Annotated in this window: 25 protein-coding genes and 1 tRNA gene; 18 read left to right on the top strand and 8 right to left on the bottom strand. The window is 68.1% G+C overall.

What is annotated here, in order from left to right:
- Positions 1 to 19: 19 nt before the first annotated feature.
- Both VPH46_RS11080 and VPH46_RS11075 read right to left on the bottom strand, forming a co-directional pair.
- Positions 20 to 2,800, bottom strand: coding sequence for a TonB-dependent receptor (locus tag VPH46_RS11080; protein ID WP_416611218.1), 2,781 nt, complete (start codon positions 2,798 to 2,800; stop codon positions 20 to 22).
- A 295-nt stretch (positions 2,801 to 3,095) separates the two neighbouring features.
- On the bottom strand, positions 3,096 to 3,635 hold the full coding sequence (locus VPH46_RS11075) for a c-type cytochrome (protein ID WP_416611216.1): 540 nt from the start codon (positions 3,633 to 3,635) through the stop codon (positions 3,096 to 3,098).
- 222 nt (positions 3,636 to 3,857) lie between these two features.
- Between VPH46_RS11075 and VPH46_RS11070 the strand changes: the two genes are divergently transcribed.
- The 4 genes from VPH46_RS11070 to VPH46_RS11055 all read left to right on the top strand — a co-directional run bounded on the left by VPH46_RS11070 (position 3,858) and on the right by VPH46_RS11055 (position 8,726).
- Positions 3,858 to 5,438: a hypothetical protein gene (locus tag VPH46_RS11070; RefSeq protein WP_204991388.1), complete on the top strand. Its 1,581-nt coding sequence runs from the start codon at positions 3,858 to 3,860 to the stop codon at positions 5,436 to 5,438.
- Positions 5,439 to 5,507: 69 nt separating this feature from the next.
- Complete coding sequence (locus VPH46_RS11065; protein ID WP_416611213.1) at positions 5,508 to 8,186, top strand: TonB-dependent receptor domain-containing protein; 2,679 nt, start codon at positions 5,508 to 5,510, stop codon at positions 8,184 to 8,186.
- Between the two features lie 212 nt (positions 8,187 to 8,398).
- Positions 8,399 to 8,566: a hypothetical protein gene (locus VPH46_RS11060; RefSeq protein WP_164521292.1), complete on the top strand. Its 168-nt coding sequence runs from the start codon at positions 8,399 to 8,401 to the stop codon at positions 8,564 to 8,566.
- The gene (locus VPH46_RS11055) at positions 8,556 to 8,726 is read left to right on the top strand and encodes a hypothetical protein (RefSeq protein WP_165889953.1); all 171 of its coding nucleotides are present in this window, start codon (positions 8,556 to 8,558) and stop codon (positions 8,724 to 8,726) included. Before VPH46_RS11060 ends, VPH46_RS11055 begins: the two co-directional genes overlap by 11 nt.
- 27 nt (positions 8,727 to 8,753) lie before the next feature.
- Here VPH46_RS11055 and VPH46_RS11050 read toward each other — a convergent pair whose 3' ends face one another.
- A complete protein-coding gene (locus VPH46_RS11050) occupies positions 8,754 to 9,419 on the bottom strand; it encodes a prolyl hydroxylase family protein (RefSeq protein ID WP_416611211.1) in 666 nt (221 codons plus the stop codon).
- Positions 9,420 to 9,553: 134 nt separating this feature from the next.
- On the opposite strand from VPH46_RS11050, the gene VPH46_RS11045 reads away from it, so the two are divergent.
- The 9 genes from VPH46_RS11045 to VPH46_RS11005 all read left to right on the top strand — a co-directional run bounded on the left by VPH46_RS11045 (position 9,554) and on the right by VPH46_RS11005 (position 15,768).
- Positions 9,554 to 9,630 (top strand) — tRNA-His (locus VPH46_RS11045).
- Between the two features lie 31 nt (positions 9,631 to 9,661).
- Positions 9,662 to 10,708 carry a Glu/Leu/Phe/Val family dehydrogenase gene (locus VPH46_RS11040; RefSeq protein WP_416611209.1) on the top strand — a complete coding sequence of 349 codons (1,047 nt, stop codon included), beginning with the start codon at positions 9,662 to 9,664 and terminating at the stop codon, positions 10,706 to 10,708.
- Positions 10,709 to 10,941: 233 nt separating this feature from the next.
- The gene (gene ccmC, locus VPH46_RS11035) at positions 10,942 to 11,667 is read left to right on the top strand and encodes a heme ABC transporter permease CcmC (RefSeq protein ID WP_416611249.1); all 726 of its coding nucleotides are present in this window, start codon (positions 10,942 to 10,944) and stop codon (positions 11,665 to 11,667) included.
- Entirely contained in the window at positions 11,664 to 11,792 is a 129-nt protein-coding gene (locus VPH46_RS11030) for a hypothetical protein (RefSeq protein ID WP_267495222.1), read from the top strand. Before ccmC ends, VPH46_RS11030 begins: the two co-directional genes overlap by 4 nt.
- Positions 11,789 to 12,223 (top strand): cytochrome c maturation protein CcmE, encoded by a 435-nt coding sequence (gene ccmE / locus VPH46_RS11025; RefSeq protein WP_129340402.1) that lies wholly within the window; start codon positions 11,789 to 11,791, stop codon positions 12,221 to 12,223. Before VPH46_RS11030 ends, ccmE begins: the two co-directional genes overlap by 4 nt.
- Positions 12,220 to 14,175 carry a heme lyase CcmF/NrfE family subunit gene (locus tag VPH46_RS11020; RefSeq protein ID WP_416611206.1) on the top strand — a complete coding sequence of 652 codons (1,956 nt, stop codon included), beginning with the start codon at positions 12,220 to 12,222 and terminating at the stop codon, positions 14,173 to 14,175. The genes ccmE and VPH46_RS11020 overlap by 4 nt, the downstream gene beginning before the upstream one ends.
- Positions 14,172 to 14,696, top strand: coding sequence for a redoxin family protein (locus tag VPH46_RS11015; protein WP_416611204.1), 525 nt, complete (start codon positions 14,172 to 14,174; stop codon positions 14,694 to 14,696). The genes VPH46_RS11020 and VPH46_RS11015 overlap by 4 nt, the downstream gene beginning before the upstream one ends.
- Positions 14,693 to 15,106, top strand: a complete 414-nt coding sequence (locus VPH46_RS11010) for a cytochrome c-type biogenesis protein (protein ID WP_416611202.1) — start codon at positions 14,693 to 14,695, stop codon at positions 15,104 to 15,106. The genes VPH46_RS11015 and VPH46_RS11010 overlap by 4 nt, the downstream gene beginning before the upstream one ends.
- Positions 15,106 to 15,768: a tetratricopeptide repeat protein gene (locus VPH46_RS11005; RefSeq protein WP_416611200.1), complete on the top strand. Its 663-nt coding sequence runs from the start codon at positions 15,106 to 15,108 to the stop codon at positions 15,766 to 15,768. The genes VPH46_RS11010 and VPH46_RS11005 overlap by 1 nt, the downstream gene beginning before the upstream one ends.
- A gap of 3 nt (positions 15,769 to 15,771) precedes the next feature.
- On the opposite strand, the gene VPH46_RS11000 is transcribed toward VPH46_RS11005, so the two are convergent.
- Complete coding sequence (locus VPH46_RS11000) at positions 15,772 to 16,668, bottom strand: AraC family transcriptional regulator N-terminal domain-containing protein (RefSeq protein ID WP_416611199.1); 897 nt, start codon at positions 16,666 to 16,668, stop codon at positions 15,772 to 15,774.
- Between the two features lie 160 nt (positions 16,669 to 16,828).
- Here VPH46_RS11000 and VPH46_RS10995 point away from each other — a divergent pair, with 160 nt between their 5' ends.
- The gene (locus tag VPH46_RS10995; RefSeq protein ID WP_416611197.1) at positions 16,829 to 17,566 is read left to right on the top strand and encodes an SDR family oxidoreductase; all 738 of its coding nucleotides are present in this window, start codon (positions 16,829 to 16,831) and stop codon (positions 17,564 to 17,566) included.
- A 47-nt stretch (positions 17,567 to 17,613) separates the two neighbouring features.
- Here the strand turns inward: VPH46_RS10995 and VPH46_RS10990 are convergent, their stop codons facing one another.
- Positions 17,614 to 18,579, bottom strand: a complete 966-nt coding sequence (locus VPH46_RS10990; protein ID WP_416611195.1) for a DMT family transporter — start codon at positions 18,577 to 18,579, stop codon at positions 17,614 to 17,616.
- A 93-nt stretch (positions 18,580 to 18,672) separates the two neighbouring features.
- Between VPH46_RS10990 and VPH46_RS10985 the strand changes: the two genes are divergently transcribed.
- Together VPH46_RS10985 and VPH46_RS10980 are read left to right on the top strand one after the other, a co-directional pair.
- A complete protein-coding gene (locus VPH46_RS10985) occupies positions 18,673 to 19,194 on the top strand; it encodes an Lrp/AsnC family transcriptional regulator (RefSeq protein ID WP_416611193.1) in 522 nt (173 codons plus the stop codon).
- Between the two features lie 35 nt (positions 19,195 to 19,229).
- Positions 19,230 to 20,576, top strand: coding sequence for a glycoside hydrolase family 27 protein (locus tag VPH46_RS10980; protein ID WP_416611191.1), 1,347 nt, complete (start codon positions 19,230 to 19,232; stop codon positions 20,574 to 20,576).
- Here the strand turns inward: VPH46_RS10980 and VPH46_RS10975 are convergent.
- The 3 genes from VPH46_RS10975 to ald all read right to left on the bottom strand — a co-directional run bounded on the left by VPH46_RS10975 (position 20,561) and on the right by ald (position 22,941).
- Positions 20,561 to 21,301: an alpha/beta fold hydrolase gene (locus VPH46_RS10975; protein WP_416611189.1), complete on the bottom strand. Its 741-nt coding sequence runs from the start codon at positions 21,299 to 21,301 to the stop codon at positions 20,561 to 20,563. The two genes, VPH46_RS10980 and VPH46_RS10975, sit on opposite strands and share 16 nt — an antisense overlap.
- Before the next feature lie 269 nt (positions 21,302 to 21,570).
- A complete protein-coding gene (locus VPH46_RS10970) occupies positions 21,571 to 21,792 on the bottom strand; it encodes a DUF3072 domain-containing protein (protein WP_416611187.1) in 222 nt (73 codons plus the stop codon).
- 36 nt (positions 21,793 to 21,828) lie between these two features.
- Entirely contained in the window at positions 21,829 to 22,941 is a 1,113-nt protein-coding gene (gene ald / locus VPH46_RS10965) for an alanine dehydrogenase (protein WP_416611185.1), read from the bottom strand.
- A 200-nt stretch (positions 22,942 to 23,141) separates the two neighbouring features.
- Here ald and VPH46_RS10960 point away from each other — a divergent pair, with 200 nt between their 5' ends.
- Complete coding sequence (locus VPH46_RS10960; RefSeq protein WP_416611247.1) at positions 23,142 to 25,040, top strand: potassium transporter Kup; 1,899 nt, start codon at positions 23,142 to 23,144, stop codon at positions 25,038 to 25,040.
- Positions 25,040 to 25,570, top strand: coding sequence for a 2'-5' RNA ligase family protein (locus VPH46_RS10955; protein WP_416611245.1), 531 nt, complete (start codon positions 25,040 to 25,042; stop codon positions 25,568 to 25,570). The genes VPH46_RS10960 and VPH46_RS10955 overlap by 1 nt, the downstream gene beginning before the upstream one ends.
- Positions 25,571 to 25,615: the final 45 nt, after the last annotated feature.

Raw genomic sequence — 25,615 nt, 5'->3', positions numbered from 1 at the left:
CGCGCCGGAGTTTCCCTCATCAGAAGCGCGTGCGCACCCCGACTGCGTAGAGGCTGTCGTCGGTGCGGGTGTCGCGCCACAGGAAATCCTGGTCGATGTAGCTGCGATAGCGGGACCGCAGGATGTTGCTGCCCTCGACCGTCAGGGTGACGTTCTTGTTGATGTCGTAGCCCACGCTGAAGTCCAGGCGGCCGTTGGGCCGGACGTAGTTCAGCCAGGTCTCCGTGCCGACCGGCCGGACGTCGCCCGCGCCCGAGCGGTCCTCGTCGAAATACTTCGAGCGATAGGTGTAGACGACGCGGGCCGAGATTCCGTTGCGGTCGTACAGCAGGCCGGCGTTGAAATTATACTTCGACACGCCTTGCAGGGTGTAGCCGGCCAGCGGATCATCGCCCCCGATCTTGGAATCGGCGAGGGTGAAGTTGCCGAAGGCGCCGAAGCCGGCAAGGTCGCCCGGCAGGAACGAGAAGAAGGTCTGGGCGCTGACCTCGATGCCCTTCAGCTTGGCACTGCCGACGTTGCGGGGGCGCGAGATGTTGTAGACGATGCCGTCGATCTCTTCGGCCGTCACGCCGTCGACGACGCGATCGCTGATGTCGCGGTAGTAGCCGGCGATCGCGAAATACCCGTCGTTCCAATAATATTCGAACGTGGCGTCGAAGCTGTCCGACTTCTGCGGGCGCAGGTCCGGATTGCCGCCGGAGCCGCTGTTGCGGATGTTCGGGTTTGTCGAGACGATGTAGTTGAGACCCGGGTTGAGCGACGCGAAGCTCGGCCGCGCGATGGTGCGTGCATAGGTAGCGCGTAGCTGGAGCCCGCCGCCAAGCTGCAGTCGCGCGCTGGCGTTGGGCAGCCAATCGGTGTCGCTGTTCGAACTGGTGGTCGTCACCGGCGAGCCGCTGACGACCCCGGTGCCGGTGATGTCCCGGTCCGTGCGCGTGTACCGGACGCCGAGCTTGCCATCGAGAACCACTGGGCCGCTGCCGAACGGCACTTCGTACCCTGCCTGGACATAGCCGGCATAGCTATTCTCCCCGACGTTGAACTCACGCGTGGGGTCGAATGCAGGCTGGCCGTCCGGCGCGCCGAAGAAGTCCCGGATCGTGGCCTGGCCGGAATCCGACAGCAGATAGTCGCGGGAGGGGAGCAGGAAGGGGGCCCCGTTGTTGATCTGCGGAATGCCCGCCGCGCGCTCCAGCGGCAGGTCGATCGCCGTGATCGGCGTTGCGAACGAGCCTCCCGGCGGCGCGACGCCCAGTTGCACCTGCTGGAAGCGGGCGCTGCGATCGGCATAGCGGGCGCCGAGCTCGATCGTCTTCAGGATCGTGTCGGTCTCGTACGTCGCATCACCCTTGACCGCGAACAGGCCGCCGCTGGAGCGCACATAGTCCTGGAACAGGGCGTTAATGAAGGTGAGGCCGCGTGCATCCGCCATTGGGTTGCCCGGCGCGGTGACCGTCGCGGTCTGATCGTCATTCACCAACGCGAGCGTCGCCTCCGGCACCCGCTTGCCGATGTCGACGATGAAGTTCTCATTGTTGACGATCGACCGTTCGTAGCTGACGTCGACGTTCGCCTTCAGCCGGTCGCGGTCGAAGCGGAAGCCGCCTGCCGCGAGCCAGGTGTCGGTGCGATTGTTGTGCGCCTGGGTGGAGCTGAACGCCTCCAGGTTGTTGAACGTCGCGGAATTGAAGCCGCACAGCTGCTGCTGCGTGATCTGCGTGGGGTCGGTGGTGGCGTTCGGGTTGAAGCCGTCCGGCCCGACGTTCGCCGTGAAGCAGTTGTCGCTGCGCACGATGTTGGAGACGCTCTCCGCCGTCCCCAGCCGATATTCGTAGAAGCCGGTCGAGAACTTGCTGCGGTAGGCCGAATATAGGCCGTCGATGTAGATTTCGAGGCTGGGCGTCGCCTGCCACTGGATCGAGCCGTTGGCCTGCGGCCGCTGATAGCGGCCGTATTCGTTGAGGCCGCCCGTCGAGATCGGCAGCAGAATGCCTTCGCTGCTGCCGCTGCCGGCGCGCCGCTCCGCCACATAGTTGTACGGGCGGTTGAACGGGATGTCGTACCAGGAGACGTTGAGCAGCGCCCCGATCTCGCCGATGCTGGTGTCCCAACGATCGGTGGCAAGGAAGCTCACCTGCGGCCCCAGCTTCTCCACGTTGGACGGATAGTTGAGCTTGCCGCTGATCGCGATCGTCGGCTCGGTATAGTTGAACGGCTTGTTGAGGCGCAGGTCGATGGTACCGGCGACGCCACCCTCGATCAGGTTCGCGGTGTTCGACTTGTAGACGTCCAGCCGCGCGATTGCCTCGGCCGGCAGATCTTGGAAAGCAAAGGTGCGTCCATCGGCTGTGAAGATCTCACGCCCGTCGAGCGTGGTGAGAATGTCGCCGAGGCCGCGGATTAGCGGGTTCTGGATCTCGTTGTTGCCGCCCACCGTCACCTGAACGCCCGGCACGCGCTGAAGCGCGGCGGCAGTCGTGGGATCGGGGAACTTGCCGATGTCCTGCGCGACGATCGAATCCACGACCTGGGCTGCCGTCCGCTTGATCTCGGCCGCGCGCGCGAGGCTGGCGCGGATACCGGTGACGACGATTTCGGAGCCATCGTCGGCGGCAGTCGCATCACCAGCCTGGTCCGGCGCCTCGGCGGGCGAGCCGGCCGTCGACTGGGCTGTGCCTGCAGCGGCGCCATCCTGGCCGTTGGCTGGCGTGGTACCTTCCTGCGCCGCCTGGGCATGGGCGTGGCCAGCAATGGCAAGGGCGATCACGGACGCGGTAAACGCGGGAATCCTGCGCATGCATACTCTCCTGAACTCCCGGCGTGTCGGTCAGGGACCTCCGCCGGTTCTTGTCGGATACTACGCCGCTGCTGCCATCGGTTCAAGCATACTTGTCATACTATATGAGCCGCTCACATGGTCGAGTGCGTCGCAACAGCGTCGGAGTCTACGCGCGTTGCTTCCTGAGAACCGAAGCAGCCGGCGCCGCCGGATGAGCAGCGTGCGCGCGCCATTCAGGCGGGGCGGCCAGGAGCATCAGGAAGGGGGCGCAGAACGGCCGAACAGGTTCTTCGGCCCGGGCTGTTGCTGCCGCTCAGTCCGCGGCCGCACCCTGTTCAGCCGTGGGGGCCTGTTGCCGAAGGAAGGCGATCACGTCGGCGCGGTCGACGCCGTTCGGCATCCCTGCATAGATCATCGAAGTGCCCGGTGCGAACCGCTGTGGGTTCCGGAGCCAGGCGTCGAGTCGCTCGGGCGTCCAGGTCCCGCCGATCGCCTCCAGTGCGGCGGTGTAGCCGAAGCGGCGACTGCCGGCGGCGACCGGGCGTCCCACGACGCCGTGGAGGTTCGGTCCGTTGCGGTCGCCGCCGCCCGGAGCAACGGTGTGGCAGGCGGCGCACTGGCGGAACAGCCGCCGGCCCTGCGCGACGTCTGCTTGCGCGAGCCGCTCGACAAGAGGGGCGCGGGATCGCGCGTCCGCCCGGCGCGGATCGCTGCTGGACCCGTCACAGGCGGCGGGGACGGCGAGCACGGCGATCGCGATCCACCGGGGCAGCATGCGGCGACCGGCGGCTCGCCGGCCGTGCTCTCCGGTGTGCCATTTCTGCGCGCTGTCGGTGCGACGAAAACCGCTCATTGCGCAGCCATAGGGAGTCGCAAAGCGCGTGGCGAGGGATCCCTGGCGGCCTGGCCGGCTTGTCACGCTTCTGTAACGTTCCTGTCACCGAGCTGTCCCCGGAATCGCATCAACGTGTCACCTCCGCTGCCTAGGAGGGCCGCCGAGGCCGATGGGGGAACGTCCTCCGATCGGTCGCGCCTGTCCTGCAAGCCCCGGGGTTTTTCCCGGAACGGAGATTTCATGGCCGACCTGAAGCGCATGAGCCTGATCCTGCTGACGAGCTGCGCCGCGGTGGCGCTGGCCGGCTGCGACGGTTCCTCGAGTGTGGCATCGCCTGGCGAGGGCACCGTAGTGATCCCGGGAACGCCGACCCCGACGCCGACCCCTCAGCCCACGCCGACCCCGACGCCCGGCACGCCGGCCGCGGACTGCCCGACCGGCACCAGCAACGTCGGCGTCATCGGCAACTATCGCAGCTGCCGCCTGCCGTCGCAGATCACCTCGGCGCTGTCGCTGCCGAAGGTCGCAGGCGTCGCCTATGAGATGAACGGCCGCGTCGACGTGGGCGTCGACATCGGCGGTGCAGGCAATGCTCCGGGCGGCGTCAGCGCGACGCTGACCATCGCGCCGGGCGCGATCGTCTATGCAAAGGCCGACGGCGACAACGACTTCCTGGTGGTCAACCGCGGCTCGCGCCTGGTTGCCGAGGGCACCGAGACCCAGCCGATCATCTTCACCGCGCAGCAGAACCTGACCGGCGAAGTGACCGACGAGACGCAGGGCCTGTGGGGCGGCATCATTCTCGCCGGCCGTGCGCCGATCTCGAACTGCAACGCCACGGTCTCGCCGGGTACGGCGCAGTGCGAGAACGTCGTCGAAGGCACCAGCACCGCGCTGTACGGCGGCGCGACGCCCACCGACAACAGCGGCACCATCCGCTACGTCCAGATCCGCTACTCGGGCACCATCATCAGCCCCAACAACGAACTGCAGGGCCTGACGCTGGGCGGCACCGGTTCGGGCACCGCCATCGACCACGTCCAGGTGCACAACAGCTCGGACGACGGCATCGAGATCTTCGGCGGCCGCACCAACCTGCGCTACCTGGTGATGACCGGCGCCGATGACGACGGCCTGGATACCGATGTGGGTTGGCAGGGCTTCGTCCAGTTCCTGCTCGCGATCCAAAAGCCGAACAACACGCAGAGCGACACCTACGCGACGGAGATCGACTCCAACGGCAACGAGGACGTGCTGCCGCGCCAGCGCTACAACCTCGCCAACTTCACCTTCGTGCATACGTCGAGCGGCGTGAATGCGGCGATCCGTATCCGCGGTGGTGCCGACGCACGCTTCGTCAACGGCATCGTCGTCAGCCCGGTCGCCTGCCTGAACATCGTCGCCGGCGCCGATGCCAGCGGCAAGACCACGATCCGCCCGGCCAACCCGGCGCTCGAGGATCAGGGCCCGCCGATGTTCGACTCGGTGCTGTTCGGCTGCGCGAACCCCTATGCGGAGACCACGGTCAACAACATCACCGTCACCAGCGCCGAACAGCGCGCGGTGTTCACGGCCGGCACGAACAACCTGGAGAATGGTTCGGGCCTGCTGTCCAACACCTACTTCCCGGCCGGTGCCGCGCTTTCGGCGACGCCGTTCGACGCCTCCACCCTCAACCCGACGGGCACCAGCTTCCTGGTGAAGACCAGCTACGTCGGTGCGGTGAACGGTGCGAACGACACCTGGTACCGTGGTTGGACCTGCAGCTCGAACCGGGCGGCATTCGCGACCAGCGCCAGCTGCACCGCGCTTCCCAACTAAGACCGATGGGCGGGGGACGTTCGCGTCCTCCGCCCCACATCTCCTGACCAGACCGCCGGGGCAGCAGCCATGAAGAAGACCGTGTTCCTGACCACTCTGCTCGCCTCGACAGCCTGGGCGCTGCCGGTCCAGGCGCAGACCACCACCACGCCTGCGACCCCGCCGGCCGGAACCACCGTCTCCCCGGACGCGGGTGCGCCCGCCGAACCGGAGGTCGACGTGTCGACGCCGGGCGCGGACATGGGCGGCGAGATCGTGGTGGTCGGCCGCAACATTCCCGACGCCGTTCGCGCGACCCCGCAGGTCGTGAACGTCCTCTCCACCGCCGACATCGCGCGGACCGGCGAAGGCGACATCGCCGGCGCGCTGCAGCGGGTGACCGGCCTTTCGGTCGTAGGCAACGGCTTCGTCTATGTCCGTGGTCTGGGTGACCGCTATTCGTCGTCGCTGCTCAACGGATCTCCGCTGCCCAGCCCCGAGCCGCTGCGCCGCGTGGTGCCGCTCGACATCTTCCCCACCAACGTCATCGCCTCTGCGCTGGTGCAGAAGAGCTATTCCGTGAACTATCCCGGCGAGTTCGGCGGCGGCGTGGTGAACCTGACCACCCGCGCCGTCCCCGAGGAGACCTTCCTTCAGATCGGCGGCTCGCTCAGCGCCGACACGGTCACGACCAGCGAACTCGGCTATGTCTATGATGGCGGCCGCTACGACTGGACCGGCTTCGACAGCGGCGAGCGCGACGTGCCGGGCTTCGTCAACGGTGCGGGTGCCGACGGCACCTCGCTGACGCCGGCGCAACTCACCCAGATGTCGAACGCGCCGACGACGCTGCTTCAGGAGAATGCGCAGCTTCCGGCGAATTATTCCGCCGAGATGAGCTTCGGCACGGCCAAGGATGTGGGCGCCACGCGCATCGGCGTGATCGCGGCGGCGGGCTTCAGCAACACCTGGCGCACCCGCGACGCGGTGCAGCAGGTTACCGACAGCCCCGACGCGATCCTGCTGCGCGACTTCCATACCGTGCTGACCGACAACCGCGCGATCCTGAGCGGATTGCTGGGCCTAGGCGCCGAGTTCGGCGAGAACCGCATCCGCTTCACCAACCTCTATGTCCACGACACGCTGAAGCAGGGGCGGCTGTCGCGCGGCTCGACCGCGAACATCGGGACGCTGCCCAACGGCATCGATCCCTTCATCACCCAGAACACGAACTGGTTCGAGCGGCAGCTGATCGACAGCCAGCTCGTCGGCGAGTTCAAGCTGGGCGACGTCTCGCTCGACCTGCGCGGCGCCTACGCCAACACGCAGCGCAACGCGCCGTACGAGCGCGCCTTCACCTACCAGTACAACGAGGGGCTGGAGCGCTACACCAACAACCTGTCCGGGCTCCAGTCGGCCAGCGTCGCGTTCAGCGAGCTCGACGAGGACCTGTGGTCTGGCCAGGCGAACGTCAGCTGGAAGGTCCCCGCGGCGCGGGAGATCATTCTGTCGGCGGGCTATGCGTACAACGACACTGACCGGGACTCGACGCGCTACACCTTCCAATATTCGGCCGCCAACAACGGCGCGCTCGATCCGGTGATCTCGCAGCTACGGCCGGACTATCTGCTGTCCGACTATACGGTGCTCACCAACGGCATCTATCTGCGCAACACCTCCACGGGGCAGGGCGCAGCCGCCTATAGCGCGAGCCTGCGCGTACATGCCGGCTATGCACAGGCCGAAGCGGAAGTCCTGGACGGCCTGCGCGGTACGCTGGGCGTCCGCTACGAGGATGCGGTGGAAGAGGTGCTGCCGTCCGGCGGCGCTGCCGGCACCCGGCTTGCCAATGATTACTGGCTGCCGGCCGCCACGATCACCTGGAACTTCGCCGAGGACATGCAGCTGCGGCTCCATGCCTCCAAGACGCTCGCGCGGCCGCAGTTCCGCGAACTCGCGCCCCAGCTCTACCAGGATTTCGAGAGCGACCGCCTGTTCTTCGGCAACGTGTTCCTGAAGGACTCGCAGCTTTACAACGGCGAAGCTCGCTTCGAATGGTATTTCGCGCGCGACCAGCGGCTCTCGCTTGCCGGCTTCTACAAGAAGATCGACGATCCGATCGAGGCCGTGGCGTTCTTCCCGGCGGGCACGGACACGCTCCAGACGGGCTTTGCCAACGCTCCGTCCGCACGGCTGTTCGGCGGCGAGGTGGAGTTCCAGAAGTACCTGCCGCTCGCCAGCCTCGGTGGGGACTTCTTCGCGACCCGCCGCCTCGTGCTGATCGCCAACTACACCTACACCGACTCCAAGATCAAAGCCGACGACAGCCTGATCGCGAGCCCGCTCCAGTCGGGCACCGAGCCGGTGCTCCGCCCGGCCAACGTGCTGTTCCAGGACGGTGCGCCGCTGGTGGGCCAGTCGGACCATCTGGTGAACCTGCAGTTCGGCATCGAGGATACCGAGCGGCTTTCCCAGCTGACGGTGCTGTTCAACTATGCGAGCGATCGCGTCACCAACCGCGGTCCCGTGGGCGGCGGCGGCGGCGTGCGCCTTCCCGACCTGGTGGAGCGTCCCGGCATTCGCCTGGACGTGGTGGGCCGGCAGGGCATCGTCGTCGCTGGCAAGACCATCGAGCTGAAGGCGGAGGCTCGCAACCTGACCGGCACCCGCTATCGCGAGTCGCAGACCTTCTCGGAAGGCCAGCGAGTCGACATCAACAGCTATCGCCTCGGCCGCATCTTTTCGCTGGGTGCGAGCATCACCTTCTGATCGACGGGGCCGGAAGTAGCGCTAACGACCTTGCGAAGTGAGTGGCAAGAACCGGCCCAATCGCTGTCATCGAATCTCCACCGATCGCGTGCATGGAAGAGGGACTCGCGGGCACTTCTGGAGTATATAACGCAGGTGAGTGTCGCGTGAGCTGAGGAGGGACATACTCGCGCGGTGGGTGCGGTTCGCCGGCACCGCCAATGGAGAGTACGATGCAGAGGGAAGACGACCTTCAGTATTACTACAAGCGCGCGGAGACCGAGCTGGAGCGGGCGCAGAGCGCGGTGGATCCGGCTGCGGTGAAGGCGCACTATCTGCTCGCGGGCTATTATCTCGACCGGGTGTACAACCGCGAGCTTCCCGCAGGTCATGGCCGCTAAGCAGGGCCCGAGCCCGGAAGAGCTGGAGCGCCAGGCGCTCGGCGCCCCGTCGCTGGCGGAGGCTCAGGCGATCGCCCAGCACGCCGACCAGCTCCGGCGGCGCAGCGGCACAGGGTCGCTGCTGCCGCGCGGCCTGCTGTCGCCCATTTTCCGGAACTGACTGCGACCGGTTCCGCTTGGGAACCGCTCACCAGCTCCAGGGGCGCTCCCGAAACCATTTGGTGAGCACATATTTGGTGCCCGCGCGCACCTTCATGCCGTGGTGGATCGTCGACGGGTTGCACGACCCGTCCGGCCGCTTGTTGTTCCAGGCGAGCAGCTTGCCGGTTTCCGGCTGGACGATCTTGTCGATCGCCTTGAACCGCGTCGCGCCGCCTGCCTCCGGCTCGTTGAGGTAGAGCATGACCGTCCAGGTACGGTTTCCCGCCACTCCGCAGTATCGCTGGAAGTCGACGCCGCTCGGCTCGAAATAGTCGGTGTGGGCCTTGAACTCCTGGCCCACGGCGTAGCGCTGGCCCTGCAGCGGCTCCCCATGCGCAGGATCGATGCCGCAGAAGCGATGGATTCGCGCCTCTACCTCCGCGACCTCGGGATCGAACCGGTCGAGGTCGCAGGTCTCGCTGGTGCGGAATGCCGCGTCGCCGTTGGAGTCGGAGATGGTGGAGGGCCGGCGCTGAGCGTCGATCCGGGCGATCATCGCGGCGCAGATTTCCTGGGGCAGGAAGTCGCGGACCATGAACAGCGTGAGCTTGGGGCTGGGGACCCGCTGGACGCCCGGATGCGAGAGAATGTACGCGATGATCGGTTCCGCCGGAAAGCCGGAGCCGAGCGAAGGGGAGGCCAACGTCTGCATGAGGGTGTCTCCTGCCAAAGTCGGGGCCGCGTTTCCAGCCGCAGGCGACCACGGGGCAGGGACATTCTTTGCACGTGATGTGCGACACGCGCTTGACGAAGTTCGCCGACCCCGTCTAAGCGGCCGGCTTCGCGGCGACCGTAGTTCAATTGGTTAGAGCGCCGGCTTGTGATGCCGGAAGTTGCGGGTTCAAGTCCCGTCGGTCGCCCCACTCCTTTCCCTGACACGCGGATATTCAGCCAGTGCAGACCGACTGGGGCTTCCCCGATTTCGACGATCACGAAGGCGTGCATCTCTTCTCGGATCGGGAAACCGGCCTGCAGGCGGTGGTCGCGGTCCACTCCACGAAGCTGGGTCCGGCCGCAGGCGGGGTGCGCTTCTGGCACTATGCCGATAGCGCTGCTGCGATCACGGACGCGCTGCGCCTGTCGCGCGGCATGAGCTACAAGAACGCGATGGCCGGCCTGCCGCTGGGCGGCGGCAAGGGCGTCGTGCTGGCCGACTCGGCACGCACCAAGACTCCGGAAATGCTCCAGGCATTCGGCCGCGCGGTCGAGTCGCTGGGCGGCCGCTACATCACGGCCGAGGACGTCGGCATTTCCGAAGCGGACATGACCGCCATCGCCAAGGCGACGCGCTACGTCTCCGGCCTTCCGGCAGAGGGCGAGAACGTCGGCGGCGATCCGGGTCCGTACACGGCCAAGGGCGTGTACCTGGGCGTCCGTGCCGCAGCCCAGCGTGCGCTGGGTGCCAGCGACATGAAGGGCGTTCGCGTCGCGGTCCAGGGCCTGGGCAGCGTCGGTGGCCGGCTGGCGGAGATGCTCGCCGCCGACGGCGCCGTGCTGACGGTTGCCGATGTGGATGCAGCCCGTGCGCAGCGCTTCGCGGACGCGCATGGTGCCACCGTGGCGGCTCCGGACGCAGTGCTGACCAGCGAGGTCGACATCGTCAGCCCGAACGCGCTGGGCGCGATCCTGGACGCAGCGACGATCGAGGCGCTCCGCTGCAAGGCGGTTGCAGGCGGCGCCAACAACCAGCTGGCAACCCATGCGGACGGTGCGCGCCTGCACGGCCGCGGCATCCTCTATGCGCCCGATTATGTCATCAACGCGGGCGGCATTATCAACGTCGCGCTGGAGTATCTGGGGCAGGGCGACCGCGCCGAGGTCGATGCGCGCATCGGCCAGATCCCGGAGCGACTGGTCGAGGTCTGGGACGAAGCGGAGCGCACCGGCTCCTCGCACGCCGAGGTCGCGGACCGCCTGGCGCAGCGCCGCATCGGGCGCTGAGGCCGGCCCGCCGGTCTTCCGGCGAACTTGGAGCGATCGCTGGCCCGGGCCACGGCCTTTGCCGAGGTTCCGCCCGTATGCCGAGCTTCGCCAGCACGACGGCAAATGGCGGGCCTGCGGTTCCCGCCGCACCAGTTTGACCCGGCGCAATGTTGTGGAAAGCGCCATCGCCGAATAAGCGCAGGCCTCGGGGTGACGCCCCGGGCAATTTCGCTTAACCCTTGTGGCTGATCGTGCCGACCCTCCACGCCTTTGCCAATCCGACGCGCTTCCTGTCGATCGCCCGTCCGCTGACGCCGGTGCTGCTGGCGCTGGGCGCGGCGTTGCTGCTGTTCGGCAGCTGGGCGGGGCTGACCCAGACGCCGCCCGACTATCTGCAGGGTGAGACGGTCCGCATCCTCTACATCCATGTCCCCGCCGCCTGGCTGGGCATGGGCGGCTGGACCGGCATTGCCGTCTCCAGCATCGTCTATCTCGTCTGGCGGCATCCGCTGGCGGCGATCGCCGCGCGCGCGGTGGCGCTGCCGGGCGCGGTGTTCGCGGGGCTGTGTCTCGCCACCGGTTCGATCTGGGGGCGGCCGACCTGGGGCACCTGGTGGCAGTGGGACGGACGGCTGACGTCGATGCTGCTGCTGTTCTTCGTCTATCTGGCCTATCTGGCGCTCTCGCGCGCCGATGCCGAGCGGGACGGGGACGGGCGCATCCCCGCCCTGTTCGGGATCGCCGGCACCGCGCTGCTGCCGATCATCCGCTATTCGGTGATCTGGTGGCGCACGCTGCACCAGGGACCGAGCATCACGCTCACCAAGTCGAGCGTGGACAACAGCATCCTGTGGCCGCTGGGCTTCACGCTCGCCGGCTTCTCGCTGCTGTTCGTTGCGATCGTGCTGATGCGGATGCGGGCCGATCTCGCACGCATCAAGGTGGAGGCGCGCCTGCGCCGGATGGCGGCCGCATGAACCCCTGGCCCTTCGTCATCGGCGCCTACGCGCTGACCCTTGGCGGCACCGCGGCGATGGCCGCGGCTGCCTGGATCGCCATGCGACGCGCCGAAGCCCAGGCCGAGCGCCAGAGGAAAAAGTGAAGCCCAAGCATCAACGCCTGACCCTGGTGGGGCTTGCCGTCGCCGCCGTCCTCGGCGCGAGCGGGCTCGCACTCTCGGCCCTCCAGGGGGAAGCCGCCTTCTTCTACGCGCCCTCCGACGTCGCCAAGGCCGCGCCGCCCGTCGACCGAGCGGTGCGGCTGGGCGGCATGGTCGCGCCGGGATCCATCCAGCGCCAGCCGGACGGGGTGACGATCGCCTTCACCGTCACCGATGGCGCCGCGCAGGTGCCGGTGCGGTTCAGCGGCATCGCGCCCGACCTGTTCAAGGAGAACTCCGGCGTGGTGGCCGAAGGGCGCTTCCGGCCCGACGGCAGCTTCGTCGCGGACAACCTGCTGGCCAAGCACGACGAGCGCTACATGCCGCCCGAAGTCGCAGGCAAGATGCACAAGAGCGAGACGCTGGAGCCATGATCGCCGAAGCCGGGCTCGCGGCGCTGTGGCTCGCCGCCGCGCTGGCGCTGTTGCAGCTGGTGGCGGCCACGCTTGGGCTGCGCATGACCCGTACGGAGACGGCGGGAGCCGGAGGCGCCGAGCTGATCGGCGCCGTTCGCCCGGTCGCGGTGGTGCAGGGGCTGCTGACCGCCTTTGCCTTTGGCGCGCTGGTGCTGGTGTTCGTCCGCACGGACCTGTCGGTGCTGTTGGTCGCGCAGAACAGCCACTCCGCCAAGCCGATGCTCTACAAGGTGGCCGCGGCGTGGGGGAACCACGAAGGCTCGATGCTGCTGTGGGTCACGGTGCTCGGGCTTGCCGGGGCTGCGATTGCGCTGCTGGAGAAGCGCCTCGACCCACGCACGCTGGTGGCGACACTCGGCGGGCAGGCGGCGATCGCGCTTGGCTTCTTCGCCTTCCTGCTGATCGCGTCCAATCCCTTCGCGCGGCTCGATCCGGCGCCGGCGGAGGGCATGGGGCTCAACCCGCTGCTGCAGGACCCGGGCTTGGCGTTCCATCCGCCGACGCTCTACTTCGGCTATGTCGGCTTGTCGGTGGCGTTCTCCTTTGCCATCGGCGCGCTCGTCACCCGCGATGTCGGCCCGCAGTTCGCGCGCGCGATGCGCCCCTGGGTGCTCGGTGCCTGGATCTTCCTGACGCTCGGCATCACCGCCGGCAGCTACTGGGCCTATTATGAGCTCGGCTGGGGCGGCTGGTGGTTCTGGGATCCGGTGGAGAACGCGTCGCTGATGCCGTGGCTCGCCGCCACCGCGCTGCTCCATTCGGTGACGGTGCTCGCCACCCGCGACGGGCTGCGTGCCTGGACGGTGATGCTGGCGGTGGTCGCCTTCTCCATGTCGATGGTCGGCACCTTTCTGGTGCGCTCCGGCATCCTCACCAGCGTCCATGCCTTCGCGGTCGATCCGAGCCGCGGCAGCTTCATCCTGGCGCTGCTGGTGCTCTACATCGGCGGCGCGCTCACGCTGTTCGGTCTGCGCATCGGCACGGTGCGGCAGGGCACGACGTTCGAGCCGATCAGCCGGGAGGCGGGGCTGGTGCTCAACAACCTGCTGCTGTCGGTGATCCTGGGTATCGTTCTGATCGGCACGCTTTATCCGCTGGTCGCGCAGGCGATGGACGTGCAGCTTTCGGTGGGGCCGCCCTTCTTCAACAAGACCGTGGGGCCGATCGCGCTGCTGCTGGTGGTGGCGCTCGCCGCCGGGCCGCTGCTGCGCTGGCGCCGCGACGACGCGCGGGCGCTCGGCCGGCGGATGCTGGTGCCGGCGGTGGTGACCGGGGTGGTGCTGGTGGCGGTGCTGCTGCTCGCGCCGGAGACCGGCCTACTCTCGCTGCTCGGACTGGCGCTGTCCGCCGGTCTTGCGGTTGCGAGTGTGGCGCCGCTGTGGGGTCGCAACCTGCGCCGGGCGCCGCTGTTCACCTGGGGCATGGTGATTGCGCACCTGGGCGTCGCGGTCAGCCTTGCCGGCATGGCGAGCGAGAGCGCCTTCACCCGCGAGGTGCTGGTCGCCGCCGGTGTCGGTGAGACCCAGGAGGTGGGGCCCTATCGCGTGACGCTGGAAGGCGTCCGTCCGGTGATCGGCCCCAACTGGACCGCCATCGAAGGGCGCATGCGCGTCGAGCGTGGCAGCAGCCGCTTCTGGATCGCTCCGCAGCAGCGCTATTTCGCGGCGCCGCCGACCGAGACGAGCGAGGCGGCGATCACCAGCGCGCTCGACGGCCAGCTCTACGTCGTGCTCGGCCAGGCGAGCGAAGGCGGCCGCCGCCAGCTGCGCCTGTGGTGGAAGCCGCTGGTGACGCTGATCTGGCTGGGCGGCGCGCTGATCGCGATCGGCGGCCTCTTGTCGCTAGTCGGCCGGCTCTGGCGCGAGCGGCGGCCCGGCCACCGCGCGAGGGATGCGGAGGTGCTGGCATGAAGCGGTGGCTGCTGTGGGTGCCCCTGGCCGCATTCGTGGTGCTGGTGATCGTGGTCGCACTCAACCTGCGCCCCACCGACACCACCGTGCGTTCGCGGCTGGTGGGCAAGCCCTTGCCCGCATTCACCCTCGCCGCGTCCGTGCCGGGCAAGCCCGGGCTTTCGGATGCCGCCTTCCGCGACGGCAGGCCGAAGCTGCTCAATGTTTTCGCCAGCTGGTGCGTGCCGTGCCTGGCGGAGGCGCCCAAGCTGCTGCGGCTGAAAGAAGCGGGGGCCGATATCCGCGCGGTGGCGATCCGCGACCGATCGACCGACGTGCAGCGCTTCCTCGCGGAGAATGGCGATCCCTACGCGGCGATCGGCGACGATCCCACCAGCCAGGTGCAGCTTGCGCTCGGCTCGTCGGGCGTGCCGGAGACCTTCGTGATCGACGGCAAGGGGATCATCCGCGCACAGCATATCGGCGACGTTCGCGACAGCGACGTGCCCGAACTGCTCCGCGCGCTGGAGGCGGCGCGATGAGCCGCACGACGCTTGCCGTGCTGGCGCTGCTTCTGGCAGCCCCCGCGCTCGCCCAGTCGGACCTGCCGCCGGCGCCGCTTGCCTATACCCAGCTGCCGGACCCCGCCAAGGAGGCCCAGGCAAAGGCGCTGATGAACACGCTGCGCTGCCTGGTCTGTCAGGGGCAGTCGATCGCCGACAGCGATGCCGAGATGGCCGGCGACATGCGCGCGCTCGTGCGCGAGCGGATCGCAAAGGGTGAGAAGCCCGAAGCGGTGCGCGCCTGGCTGGTCGAACGCTATGGCAGCTATGTGAGCTACGATCCGCCGCTCGATGCCGCGACGCTGCCGCTGTGGATCGCCCCGCTGGTGCTGCTCGCGGCGGGCATCCTGCTCGCGCGGCGCAGCATCCGCCGGCGCAGGAGGGCGTGATGGGCTGGGTGATGCTGGGCCTGCTGGCGCTCGCGTCGGGGCTGCTGCTCTGGCGACTGCGGGTAGCGCCGGCGCTGTGGTCGCTGGTCGGCGCCGCGATGATGCTGGGTGCGATCGGCTATTCGGTGCAGGGCCGGCCAAGCCTCCCCGGTGTTTCGGCCGAAGGGCAGCGCGAACGTCGCACGATCGACCCGAGCCTGAAGGAACTGCGGCAGGCGATGTTCGGCCGCTTCAACTTCGAAGAGAGCTATTTCATCGCCTCGGACGCGCTGCTGTCGTCGGGCGCGGTGGCACCGGCGGCGCAGGTGATGCTGGGCGGTGTGCAGAAGGCGCCCCAGAGTGCGGCCTTGTGGACCTGGCTGGGCATGATGCTGGTGGAAAAGGATGGCGGCACGCTGTCACCCGCCGCCAAGCTCGCGTTCGAGCAGGGGATGCGGCTGGCTCCCGAGCATCCCGGGCCCGCCTTCTTCTATGGCCTGGCGCAGGCGCGGACCAACGACTTCGCCCGTACCCGCGAGCTGTGGATGCGCGCGCTGGCGCTGACGCCGAAGGACGTCTCCTACCGGCAGGACATCGCCGTGCGGCTGGTGCTGGTCGACCGGCTGCTGGCGTTGCAGGCGCGCGAGCGTGCCGCCGGTATCGCGCAGCCGCAGCCGGAATAAGGCTCAGGCGACCAGATAGTCGGTGGACGCCCGCAGCCGCTCGACGTCGCGGCTGGGGGGAAGGCCCATGGTGCGGGCGTATTCCCGGCTGAACTGGGACGGGCTGCCATAGCCCACCTGGAAACCGGCGGTGGCGGCATCGAGCCCGCGCGCGATCATCAGCCGCCGCGCCTCCTGGACGCGAAGCTGGGTGCGGTAGCGCAGCGGGCTGAGCCCGGTGACGGTGCGGAAATGCTGGTGGAGGGCCGAGGGGCTCATGCCCGCGACCTCGGCCAGCGTGTCGATCGATACCGGCTCGGCATAATGGTGGCGCAGCCACTGAAGGGCGCGGTTAAGTTTGTCGCTCTGCGGACCGCCCGCCATCTGCCGCAACAATTGCCCGGCGGGGCCGCGCAACAGGCGCCAGAGCAGCTCGCGCTCCAACAGGGGGGCGAGGGCATCCCGGTCTTCGGGTGCATCGAGCAACGCCAGCAGCCGGCAGGCGGCGTCGATCATCTCGGCGGTGGTCTCGCCCAGGATGAGGCCCGGGATCGGGCGGTCCCCTTGCGAATCCGCAATCGGGTGCTCGGCCACCATCTCGGCGACCCGCGCAGCATCCAGGTGCAGGACGAGGCATAGATAGGGCGCGTCCGCGCTCGCCTGAGTCACTGCGCCGACCACGGGCAGGTCGACCCCGGCGAGCAGGAAGCTGCCCGGATCATAGTAGAACCGGCTCCGCCCCAGCTGCGCTTCCTTGGCACCTTGCGCGACCATGCACAGCGACGGCGCATAGACGGTCGGCGTCGGCGTGGTCACCGCGGCGGATCGTATAAGCGTGACCGAGGGAAGTGCGGTTTCCTGGAAGCCGTCTTCCGGAGCGTGGCGCGCGATCAGCGCGGCAAGATCGGTGATGCGGTGCATGGCTGCCTTGCTTCCACGCGGAAGCTGCCTGCGCAAGCCGCCGAACGTCCGGATGCAGGATCGTGCAAGCATCCCGGACTTCGCGTCTACCGCCTCTCGCGCCCGATCACGCAAAAAGGGTGCGGGCCAGCGACGATCGCTGGCGGATGGAGGAAGCACCATGTCCGACCTGAACGAGAAGACGATCCTGATCACCGGCGCCAGCAGCGGCATCGGCGAGGCGACCGCCCGCCTGCTGGCCGGTACCGGCGCCCGCCTGATGCTGGGCGCCCGCCGGACCGATCGCCTGGAGCGGCTTGCCGCCGAGATCGAAGCGGCCGGTGGCACCGTCGCGTGGCAGCGGCTCGACGTCACCGAGGCGGCCAGCTTCGCCAGCTTCGTGGACGCGGCGGTGGAGCGCTATGGCCGCGTCGACGTGCTGGTGAACAATGCGGGCATCATGCCGCTGTCGCCGCTCGCGGCGCTGAAGACCGACGAGTGGAACCGGATGATCGACGTCAACATTCGCGGCGTCCTGAACGGCGTTGCTGCCGCACTGCCGGGTTTTGTCGAGCAGGGCTCGGGCCAGTTCGTGAACGTCGCCTCGCTCGGCGCACATTATGTGGTGCCGACCGGCGCCGTCTATTGTGCGACCAAGTTCGCGGTGTGGGCGATCACCGACGGCATCCGCCGCGAGCACGACAACATCCGCGCCACGATCATCTCGCCGGGCGCAGTCGAATCCGAACTCGCGGACGCCATCACTCACCCGGAGACGGCCAAGGCGATGGAGGCCTTCCGTGCATCGATCCTGAAGGCGGACGCGATCGCCCGTGCGATCCTGTTCGCGGTCAGCCAGCCGGGCGATGTCGACGTCAGCGAGATCATCGTACGGCCGACCGCCAGTGACGCCATCTAGGTCCGTCCCGCTGCCGCTCGTCCTGGAGAAAGGGCGAGCGGCACGTCTCAGGAGGCGGCGGCAGAGATCGCGAGGCCCGCGCGTCGTCGATGGGCGGCGATGCAGGTGAGCACACTGGCGACCACCAGCACGAACGCGGCCGACTCGAGGAGAGTCGGGAGGCGCCGTTCCCAGACAAAGGCGTAGAGCAGGCCGAACAAGGTCTCGAACAGGATCATCTGGCCGACGAGCGTGAGCGGCAGCAGCCGGCTCATCCGGTTCCAGAGCAGGTTGCCGCCGATCGACGCAAGAAGCGCAACCGCGATCGAGACGCCGGCATATTCGAGCCAGGCCTGGGGCGTGTGGTTCAGCGGCTCGAACAGGAGCGTGACCGGGATCAGGGCCGTTGCCTGGAGCCCCGTGACGACACCGGTCAGCAGGTTCCAGTCCTGTGCGGAGACGTGCGCGAAGCGGCTGAGCGAACGGGTGTTGCCGATGGCATAGGCGGTCCACGACGCCAGCGCTCCGATGGCGAACAGGAGCCCCGTGACCGCGCCTGCAGCCGGTGCGGCGATCGCCTGCCAGCCGATGCAGACGGCGCCTGCGACGCACAGCAGGAGGGAGGGCACGAGCTTTCGCAGCGGCACCGCGCCGGAATCACGGCTGCCGATGATCGTCACCGGGACCGGGAGGAAACCGAGCACGAGCGACGTCATGGCGATGCCGCCCGTTTGCACCGCGGTCGACAGCAGCACGTAATAGAGCGTGTTGCCCGCCAGCGAGAGCCAGGCAAGCGACAGCCAGCCACGCGCCGGCACCGCCGCGACCAGGCTACGCCAGCGGGAACCGACCAGCGCGGCCGAGATGAGGCCGAAGGCGAGATACCGCCCGATCGCGAGTTGCAGGGGGGTGAACGCCCGCACGAGATCGGGAGCAAGAAACACCAGGCCCCAGAGCGCCCCGGCTCCCATGCCACAGGCGACCCCTAGAATGGTCCTGTTGGTGCCGGGCGAACCGGCCGCGGTGCTGATCATCGTCCTCCTCGTCGCGAACACCGCGCGGAATAGCACCACCTGCCTGAGGTTTTTGCGCTTGTGCCTGGCGTTGGATGCAACAAAAACTCGCGCATGGCCCAAGCGAATGCCCTTCGCCGACGCGTCCTCGACGCGTTCGACCGTGCGATCCTCCGCATCCTCCAGCGGGACAACCGCACTCCGCAGCGTACCATCGGGGAGGCGGTGAACCTCTCGGCAGCGGCGGTGCAGCGGCGGGTGGCAGCGATGGAGAAGGCCGGGATCATCGAGCGCAACGTCGCGATCGTCGATACGCGCGCGGTGCAGATGGGGATCACCGCGATCGTCGAAGTCCAGCTTGCGGACGAGCGCTCCCGTACCGTCGACGCCGCCAAGGCGCTGTTCCGCGATGCGCCGGAGGTGCAGCAATGCTATTATGTGACGGGCGGCATCAGCTTCGTTCTGGTGATCGTCGCGGCCGACATGGTCGCCTATGATGGAATCAGCCGGCGGCTGTTCTCCGAAAACGACGCAATTGCCAGCTTTCGCAGCCTGATCGCACTGGACCGGGTGAAGTTCGGGACGGAGATCATGATCCCGGACGCCGCCATGGTGCCCGCGCCGGGTCGCTGCTAGCGAGAGCGGCCAGAGACGAAAAGGGGAGGGAGACGATGCGAATCGGCCGGCGCGAACTATTGGCGGCGGGCATGGCGGGAACGGCGGCATCCGCCCTGCCGGCGTTTGCCCAGGCGGGGAACGGCGCGCGCGAACCGGTGCTCGCGCAGACGCCGCCGATGGGCTGGAACAGCTGGAACAGCTTTGCCACCACCATCACCGAGGCGCAGGCACGAGAGACCGCCCGCATCATGGCCGACAAGCTGCTGCCGTTCGGCTATGACGTCTTCACCGTCGACATCCAGTGGTACGAACCCAACGCCGCCAGCTACACCTATAATGCCAAGCCGGTGCCGGCGATGGACGGCAACGGCCGGTTGCTGCCGGCGCCGAACCGGTTCCCCTCCAGCGCGAACGGGCGCGGGTTCGCGCCACTCGCGGCGGAGGTCCATGCCCTGGGCCTCAAGTTCGGCGTCCACCTTATGCGCGGCATCCCGCGCCTGGCCGTCGAGCGCAACCTTCCGGTGCTGGGCACCCAGGTCCGCGCCGCCGACATCGCCGACACCAGCAGCACCTGCTCCTGGAACCCGGACATGTACGGCGTCGACATGACCAGACCGGGCGCACAGGCCTATTACGACAGCGTCTTCCGCCTGTTCGCGTCCTGGGGCGTGGACTTCGTCAAGATGGACGACATGAGCCGCCCCTATGATGCCCATGCGCTGGAGATCGAGGCGGCGCACAAGGCGATCGCCGCGAGCGGCCGGCCGATGATCCTGAGCCTGTCGCCCGGTGAAACGCCGGTCACCCGCGGCGAGCACGTGCGTCGCTTTGCGCAGATGTGGCGGATCAGCGACGACTTCTGGGACGAATGGCCGCTGCTGGAGGCGCAGTTCACCCGGCTGGAGAACTGGAACCCGTGGCGGCGACCCGGCGGCTGGCCGGACGCCGACATGCTGCCCCTCGGCCGGCTGGCGCTGGGCGAGCGGGATACCAAGTTCACGCCCGACGAGCAGCGGACGCTGATGACGCTCTGGTCGATCGCACGTTCGCCGCTCATCATGGGCGGGGACCTCAGGCACTTGGACGCTCCGACACTGGCGTTGCTGACCAACCGCGAGGTGCTGGCGGTGAACCAGGCGAGCACGGACAATCGGCCGCACTTCCTGGCGGACGGCGTGCGGGTCTGGTCCGCGCGGCCAGCGGACGGCGGCGGCCGCTATGTCGCGCTGTTCAACACTGGCAAGGAGGCGCGGGAGATCAGCCTGCCGTTCCGCGAACTCGGGTTCAGCGGCAGCCAGCCGGTGCGCGACCTGTGGGAAGGCAAGGCGCTGGCGCCCGAAAAGGACCGGCTCATCCGTCGTATCCCTTCGCACGGTGCCGGGCTCTACCGGGTCGGCTGAGTCCGCCCGGTCGAGCCCTGCGCGCGCACCGCCGCGACCCCCTGCAGGATGTTGTCCACCACGAACTCCGGCGCCTCGTGCGGCAGGCCGTGCCCGGCGGTGGCGGCGATATTCTGGTGCGCGTTGAAGGAAAGCGTCAGGAACTGCTTCTGCATGCGCTGGCTCGACTCCTCCAATCGGATGGCGAGCGGCTCCGAAAGCCCGGGCACCATGCGAAAGCGCTGGCTGTGCGTCGCCACGATCACCGGCTTGTCGCCCAGCGTCTTCAACTGACGCGCCGCTGCCGCACTCGCGCGCCAGTCGAGCCGTTCCTCGTTGCGGTTCGGATCCTCGATCATGGCGGAGAGAAAGGTGCGCACGTCGGTCAGCGGCTTCTCCTCCCCGGGCCTGGCACTGGGCAGCATCGCAAGCCAGGTCGTCATCTGGTCCGGATGGGTCGAAGAGACGAGCACCAGCCCGGCCGTATCGACCGGAAAGCGGCTCGCGAACACCTGCGCATGGAGACCGCCGATTGAGTGGCCGACCAGCAGAAACGGACCCCGAACCCCCGCTTCTTGTAGCACGGCGTGCAGATCGTTCGCCGCATCCAGGCTTGTCCGGATCGGCTCCGGCGATCGGTCGCTGCTGCCCAAGCCGGCGCGATCATAGAGGCAGATACGTGTCACGGGTGCGATCCGCGCCGCGATCCGTTGCCACCCTGCGTCTTCGACAGGTGCGGTACCCATGCCCGCATCCACCACCGCCGTGGGCTCGCCGGCACCCTGGCATTGTAGCCGGATCGCGCGCCCCCCAACGTCAAACCGGCCGTCAACTTCCGCGGGTGTTGTCGCGGTCCCCGCCAGCGCTAGCGACGCAAGAAGGGCGGCAAGCAGGTCGTGCATCGGTGCGGGCTCCCGGGTGGACGCCGCAATCTACGCCGACGCCAACGGCGCAAACAACCGGTCTCAACCCGGGCGGGGGGAAACGCCGCCACCCGAAGGCGGCGGCGCCGTACCTAGTTCGCTCCGCGGCCGGTCTTTTCCTGCAGCGCATCGATGCGCTTGGAAGCCTCCGCCTTGGAGAGGCCTTGGTCGAATTCCTCGCCGGCCTCTACGCTCAGCGTCTGGAGGTAGGATGCCTGGGCGCCGGTCATCGGCTCGTCGCCGGTGGTCCAGTCGTCCGGGTCCTTTTCGGCGTTGGAAAAGGGCTCGCTCTTGGGATTCTGATCATTCGCCACGGGGTATCTCCTTCCCCGGGACAAACGCCTTTGTTCTCACTCCGTTCCGGACCAGGCTTCCATCGTGAACGTCAGGGCCTCCGCCACGGCGGCATGCCGGATCTTGGCGCGGGACACGTTCAGGCCTGCTGCCAGGTGCCGGTCGGCACGCATGGCGCCTTCCGCGCCGAACTTGGCGAGCCGCATCACGAACGGCAGGGTCGCGTTGTTGAGCGCGAATGCGGAGGTGCGGGCAACCGCGCCCGGCATGTTGGCGACGCAGTAATGGATCACGTCCTCCTCGACGAACACCGGGTCGTCGTGGGTGGTCGCGCGGGAGGTTTCGAAACACCCGCCCTGGTCGATCGCGATGTCGACCAGCACGCTTCCGCGCTTCATCGTGCGCAGCATCTCCCGAGTGACGAGCTTCGGGGCTGCGGCACCCGGCACCAGCACGGCGCCGATCACCAGATGGGCCTGCGCCACCGCCGCCGCAATCGCGGCGCGAGAAGCATAGGCGGTCTTGATCTGGCTGCCGAAGTGAAGGTCGAGCTCGGCCAGACGCTCGTTGCTGATGTCGTAGATGGTGACGTCCGCGCGCAGCCCCACGGCCATCTGCGCGGCATTGATGCCGGCGACGCCGCCGCCCAGGATCGCGACTCGCGCCGGCGCGACGCCGGGGACGCCGCCCAGAAGAACGCCGCGGCCGCCCTGTTCCTTTTCCAGATAGTGGGCGCCGACCTGCACGGACATGCGGCCCGCGACCTCCGACATGGGCTTCAGCAAGGGCAGCGAGCCGCTGTTCGAGGTCACCGTCTCATAGGCGATGCAGGTCGCGCCGGACCGCATCAGCCCTTCTGCCTGGGGCTTGTCTGCGGCGAGGTGGAGGTAGGTGAACAGTGTGTGCCGCGGCTCCAGCAACGCGATCTCGGACGGCTGCGGCTCCTTCACCTTCACGATCATGTCGCTCTCGGCGAAGACGGTGGCGGCATCCGCCACGATCCCGGCACCCGCCTCGACATAGTCCGAGTCGGTAAAGTCGATTCCGGCCCCGGCGGAAGTCTCGACAACGACTTCGTGCCCGGCCGCGACCAGTTCCGCCACCGAGGACGGCGTCAGACCGACGCGATACTCGTGGTTCTTGATTTCCTTGGGAACACCGACGCGCATAAACCTCTCCGATACGGTAGATGATCCGCTATAGAACGGGTCGCCGGGCTTGTCCCGTTGCTAGCGCATGCTGCGCGTGCTAACGGCCGGCGCTTTCACGGCGAAACGAGTAGCGTTCAGGCGATGGTCATGTTTCACGCGATCCAGCAGATGCCGCGCCTGTGAATTCCCCGGTCTCCTCCCCGACGGGGATCGCCCTGCTGCCATCAGACCGCGTCGAGGATGGGCATGCCCATTCGCGTGAGCAGGCGACGTGGAAGCTCATGCTGGGCGCCGTCGGCATCGTGTTCGGCGACATCGGCACCAGCCCGCTCTACGCGTTCCGCGAAACCTTCGACGGGCACCACAAGCTGGCGCTCGACCCGCTGCACATCATGGGCGTCATCAGCCTGATGTTCTGGTCGATGATGATCGTGGTGACGCTGAAATATGTGTCGATCATCATGCGCGCCGACAACAAGGGGGAGGGCGGCAGCCTCGCACTCCTCGCGCTCGTGTCCGGCCGCACCCAGGGCAAGCGCTGGACCAGCGGCATCGTGCTGTTGGGCGTGTTCGCCACCGCGCTTTTCTATGGCGACAGCATGATCACCCCCGCGGTTTCGGTGCTGTCGGCGGTGGAGGGCGTCGCCATCGCAGCGCCGGCCTTCGGCGGCCTCGTGCTGCCGATCGCGGTGCTGATCCTCGTCGGGTTGTTCTCGATCCAGCGCGGCGGCACGTCGCGTGTCGGCGCCTTTTTCGGCCCGATCATGGTCTGCTACTTCACCGTGATCGCGGCGCTGGGCGTCGTCAGCATCGTGCAGACGCCGACCATCCTGCACGCCTTCCTGCCGACCTACGCGATCGCCTTCTTTGTGCATGATCCGCTCGCCGCGTTTCTGGCACTGGGGTCCGTGGTGCTGGCGGTGACCGGCGCCGAGGCGCTCTACGCCGACATGGGCCATTTCGGCCGCAAGCCGATCGCCTTCTCCTGGCTGTGGATCGTGCTGCCCGCGCTCATGGCGAACTACATGGGGCAGGGCGCGTTGCTGATGCGCGAGGGCGCCGCCGCCCTGCAGAGCCCGTTCTACATGCTGGCGCCCGACGACTTCCAGCTGCCGATGGTGTTCCTGGCGACGGCCGCCGCAATCATCGCCAGCCAGGCGGTGATCTCCGGAGCCTTCTCGGTCACGCAGCAGGCGATCCAGCTCGGCTTCATTCCGCGGCTGCGCATCGATCACACCAGCGCCGCTACCGCGGGGCAGATCTACATCCCGCTCATCAACTGGGCGCTGATGGTGATGGTGATCCTGCTGGTGCTCACCTTCCAGACCTCGTCCAACCTGACCGCGGCCTATGGCATCGCCGTCACCGGGGCGATGTTGATCGACACCTGCCTGCTGGCGGTGCTGCTGTTCGCGCTGTGGCGCTGGCCGGTCTATTACGCGCTGCCGCTGCTGGCCGTCTTCTTCCTGGTCGACGGCGCCTATTTCGCGGCCAACCTTACCAAGGTGCCCGACGGCGGCTGGTTCCCGCTGATGATCGGCATCATCGTCTTCGTGCTGCTCACCACCTGGGCCAAGGGGCGCAAGCTGATGATCGAGCGGCTGCGCGAGGCCGCGATGCCGATCAAGGTGTTCATCCAGTCGGCCGCGAGCTCCGCGAGCCGGGTGCCGGGGACGGCAGTGTTCATGACCTCCACCCCCGATGGCGTCCCCCATGCGCTGCTCCACAACCTCAAGCACAACAAGGTCCTGCACGAGCGGGTGGTGCTGCTGACGGTGAAGATCACCGACGAGCCCTTCGTCGCCGAGGAGAACCGGGTGAAGGCCGACGACCTGGGGCAGGGCTTCCACCGCCTGATCCTGCGCTACGGCTTCATGCAGGATGCAGACGTGCCCGCCGCGCTTCGGCAGGTGAAGGTCGCGGGCGGCGATTTCCGGATGATGGAGACCAGCTTCTTCCTCGCTCGTCAGACGCTGTTGCCCTCGTCGCGGCCCGGCATGATGATCTGGCGCGAGAAGCTGTTCGCCTGGATGCTGCGCAACGCGGAAAGCGCGATGGAGTTCTTCCGTCTGCCCACCAATCGCGTGGTGGAGCTCGGCAGCCAGGTCGAGATTTGATCGAGCCCGCGCCCCCAGCCTCCGCTCCGGGCGCGCCGATCATCGTCTCGGCCTTGTTCGGCGCGGCGGATCATGCCGCGCTGGACGCGCTCCGCCGCCGCCACTTCCCGCCGGAGCGCAACCAGCTGGCCGCGCATCTGACGCTGTTCCACCATCTGCCGCCGCATGTGGCGCCCGAGCTGCGGCAGCGCCTTGTCGCCGAGACCCGCGGCGTCGGCGCGCCGCGCGCCAGGATCGCGGGGCTGCGCAACCTGGGGCGCGGCGTCGCGCTGCGGATCGAATCGCCGGAGCTGGAGGAAATCCGCGCCCGCCTCGCAGACGCGTTCGCGATGCTGCTGACGCCGCAGGATCGGGCCGGCTGGGCGCCCCACGTCACCATCCAGAACAAGGTCGAGCCGGCAAAAGCGCGCGCGCTGCTGAACGCGTTGCAGGCCGATTTCCGGCCGCGTCCGCTCGCGATCGCCGGGCTGGCGAGCTGGTGGTACCGCGGCGGCCCCTGGGAGCCGATTTCCCGTCACAAGTTCGCTTGACCGGCGCGAAACGCCTTCGTATAGGCGCGCCCTCGCCACGGCGAG

The organism is Sphingomonas sp. MJ1 (PH-R8) (assembly GCF_048058635.1).
Classification (GTDB): domain Bacteria; phylum Pseudomonadota; class Alphaproteobacteria; order Sphingomonadales; family Sphingomonadaceae; genus Sphingomonas.
This window is presented reverse-complemented; position numbering and strand designations above follow the sequence as displayed.

Bases quoted from the DNA above. Each gene is read 5' to 3' on its own strand.
- VPH46_RS11080 (WP_416611218.1), bottom strand. From the start codon at position 2,800: ATGCGCAGGATTCCCGCGTTTACCGCGTCCGTGATCGCCCTTGCCATT.
- VPH46_RS11075 (WP_416611216.1), bottom strand. From the start codon at position 3,635: ATGAGCGGTTTTCGTCGCACCGACAGCGCGCAGAAATGGCACACCGGA.
- VPH46_RS11070 (WP_204991388.1), top strand. From the start codon at position 3,858: ATGGCCGACCTGAAGCGCATGAGCCTGATCCTGCTGACGAGCTGCGCC.
- VPH46_RS11065 (WP_416611213.1), top strand. From the start codon at position 5,508: ATGAAGAAGACCGTGTTCCTGACCACTCTGCTCGCCTCGACAGCCTGG.
- VPH46_RS11060 (WP_164521292.1), top strand. From the start codon at position 8,399: ATGCAGAGGGAAGACGACCTTCAGTATTACTACAAGCGCGCGGAGACC.
- VPH46_RS11055 (WP_165889953.1), top strand. From the start codon at position 8,556: ATGGCCGCTAAGCAGGGCCCGAGCCCGGAAGAGCTGGAGCGCCAGGCG.
- VPH46_RS11050 (WP_416611211.1), bottom strand. From the start codon at position 9,419: ATGCAGACGTTGGCCTCCCCTTCGCTCGGCTCCGGCTTTCCGGCGGAA.
- VPH46_RS11030 (WP_267495222.1), top strand. From the start codon at position 11,664: ATGAACCCCTGGCCCTTCGTCATCGGCGCCTACGCGCTGACCCTTGGC.
- VPH46_RS11020 (WP_416611206.1), top strand. From the start codon at position 12,220: ATGATCGCCGAAGCCGGGCTCGCGGCGCTGTGGCTCGCCGCCGCGCTG.
- VPH46_RS11015 (WP_416611204.1), top strand. From the start codon at position 14,172: ATGAAGCGGTGGCTGCTGTGGGTGCCCCTGGCCGCATTCGTGGTGCTG.
- VPH46_RS11010 (WP_416611202.1), top strand. From the start codon at position 14,693: ATGAGCCGCACGACGCTTGCCGTGCTGGCGCTGCTTCTGGCAGCCCCC.
- VPH46_RS11005 (WP_416611200.1), top strand. From the start codon at position 15,106: ATGGGCTGGGTGATGCTGGGCCTGCTGGCGCTCGCGTCGGGGCTGCTG.
- VPH46_RS11000 (WP_416611199.1), bottom strand. From the start codon at position 16,668: ATGCACCGCATCACCGATCTTGCCGCGCTGATCGCGCGCCACGCTCCG.
- VPH46_RS10995 (WP_416611197.1), top strand. From the start codon at position 16,829: ATGTCCGACCTGAACGAGAAGACGATCCTGATCACCGGCGCCAGCAGC.
- VPH46_RS10990 (WP_416611195.1), bottom strand. From the start codon at position 18,579: ATGATCAGCACCGCGGCCGGTTCGCCCGGCACCAACAGGACCATTCTA.
- VPH46_RS10985 (WP_416611193.1), top strand. From the start codon at position 18,673: ATGGCCCAAGCGAATGCCCTTCGCCGACGCGTCCTCGACGCGTTCGAC.
- VPH46_RS10980 (WP_416611191.1), top strand. From the start codon at position 19,230: ATGCGAATCGGCCGGCGCGAACTATTGGCGGCGGGCATGGCGGGAACG.
- VPH46_RS10975 (WP_416611189.1), bottom strand. From the start codon at position 21,301: ATGGGTACCGCACCTGTCGAAGACGCAGGGTGGCAACGGATCGCGGCG.
- ald (WP_416611185.1), bottom strand. From the start codon at position 22,941: ATGCGCGTCGGTGTTCCCAAGGAAATCAAGAACCACGAGTATCGCGTC.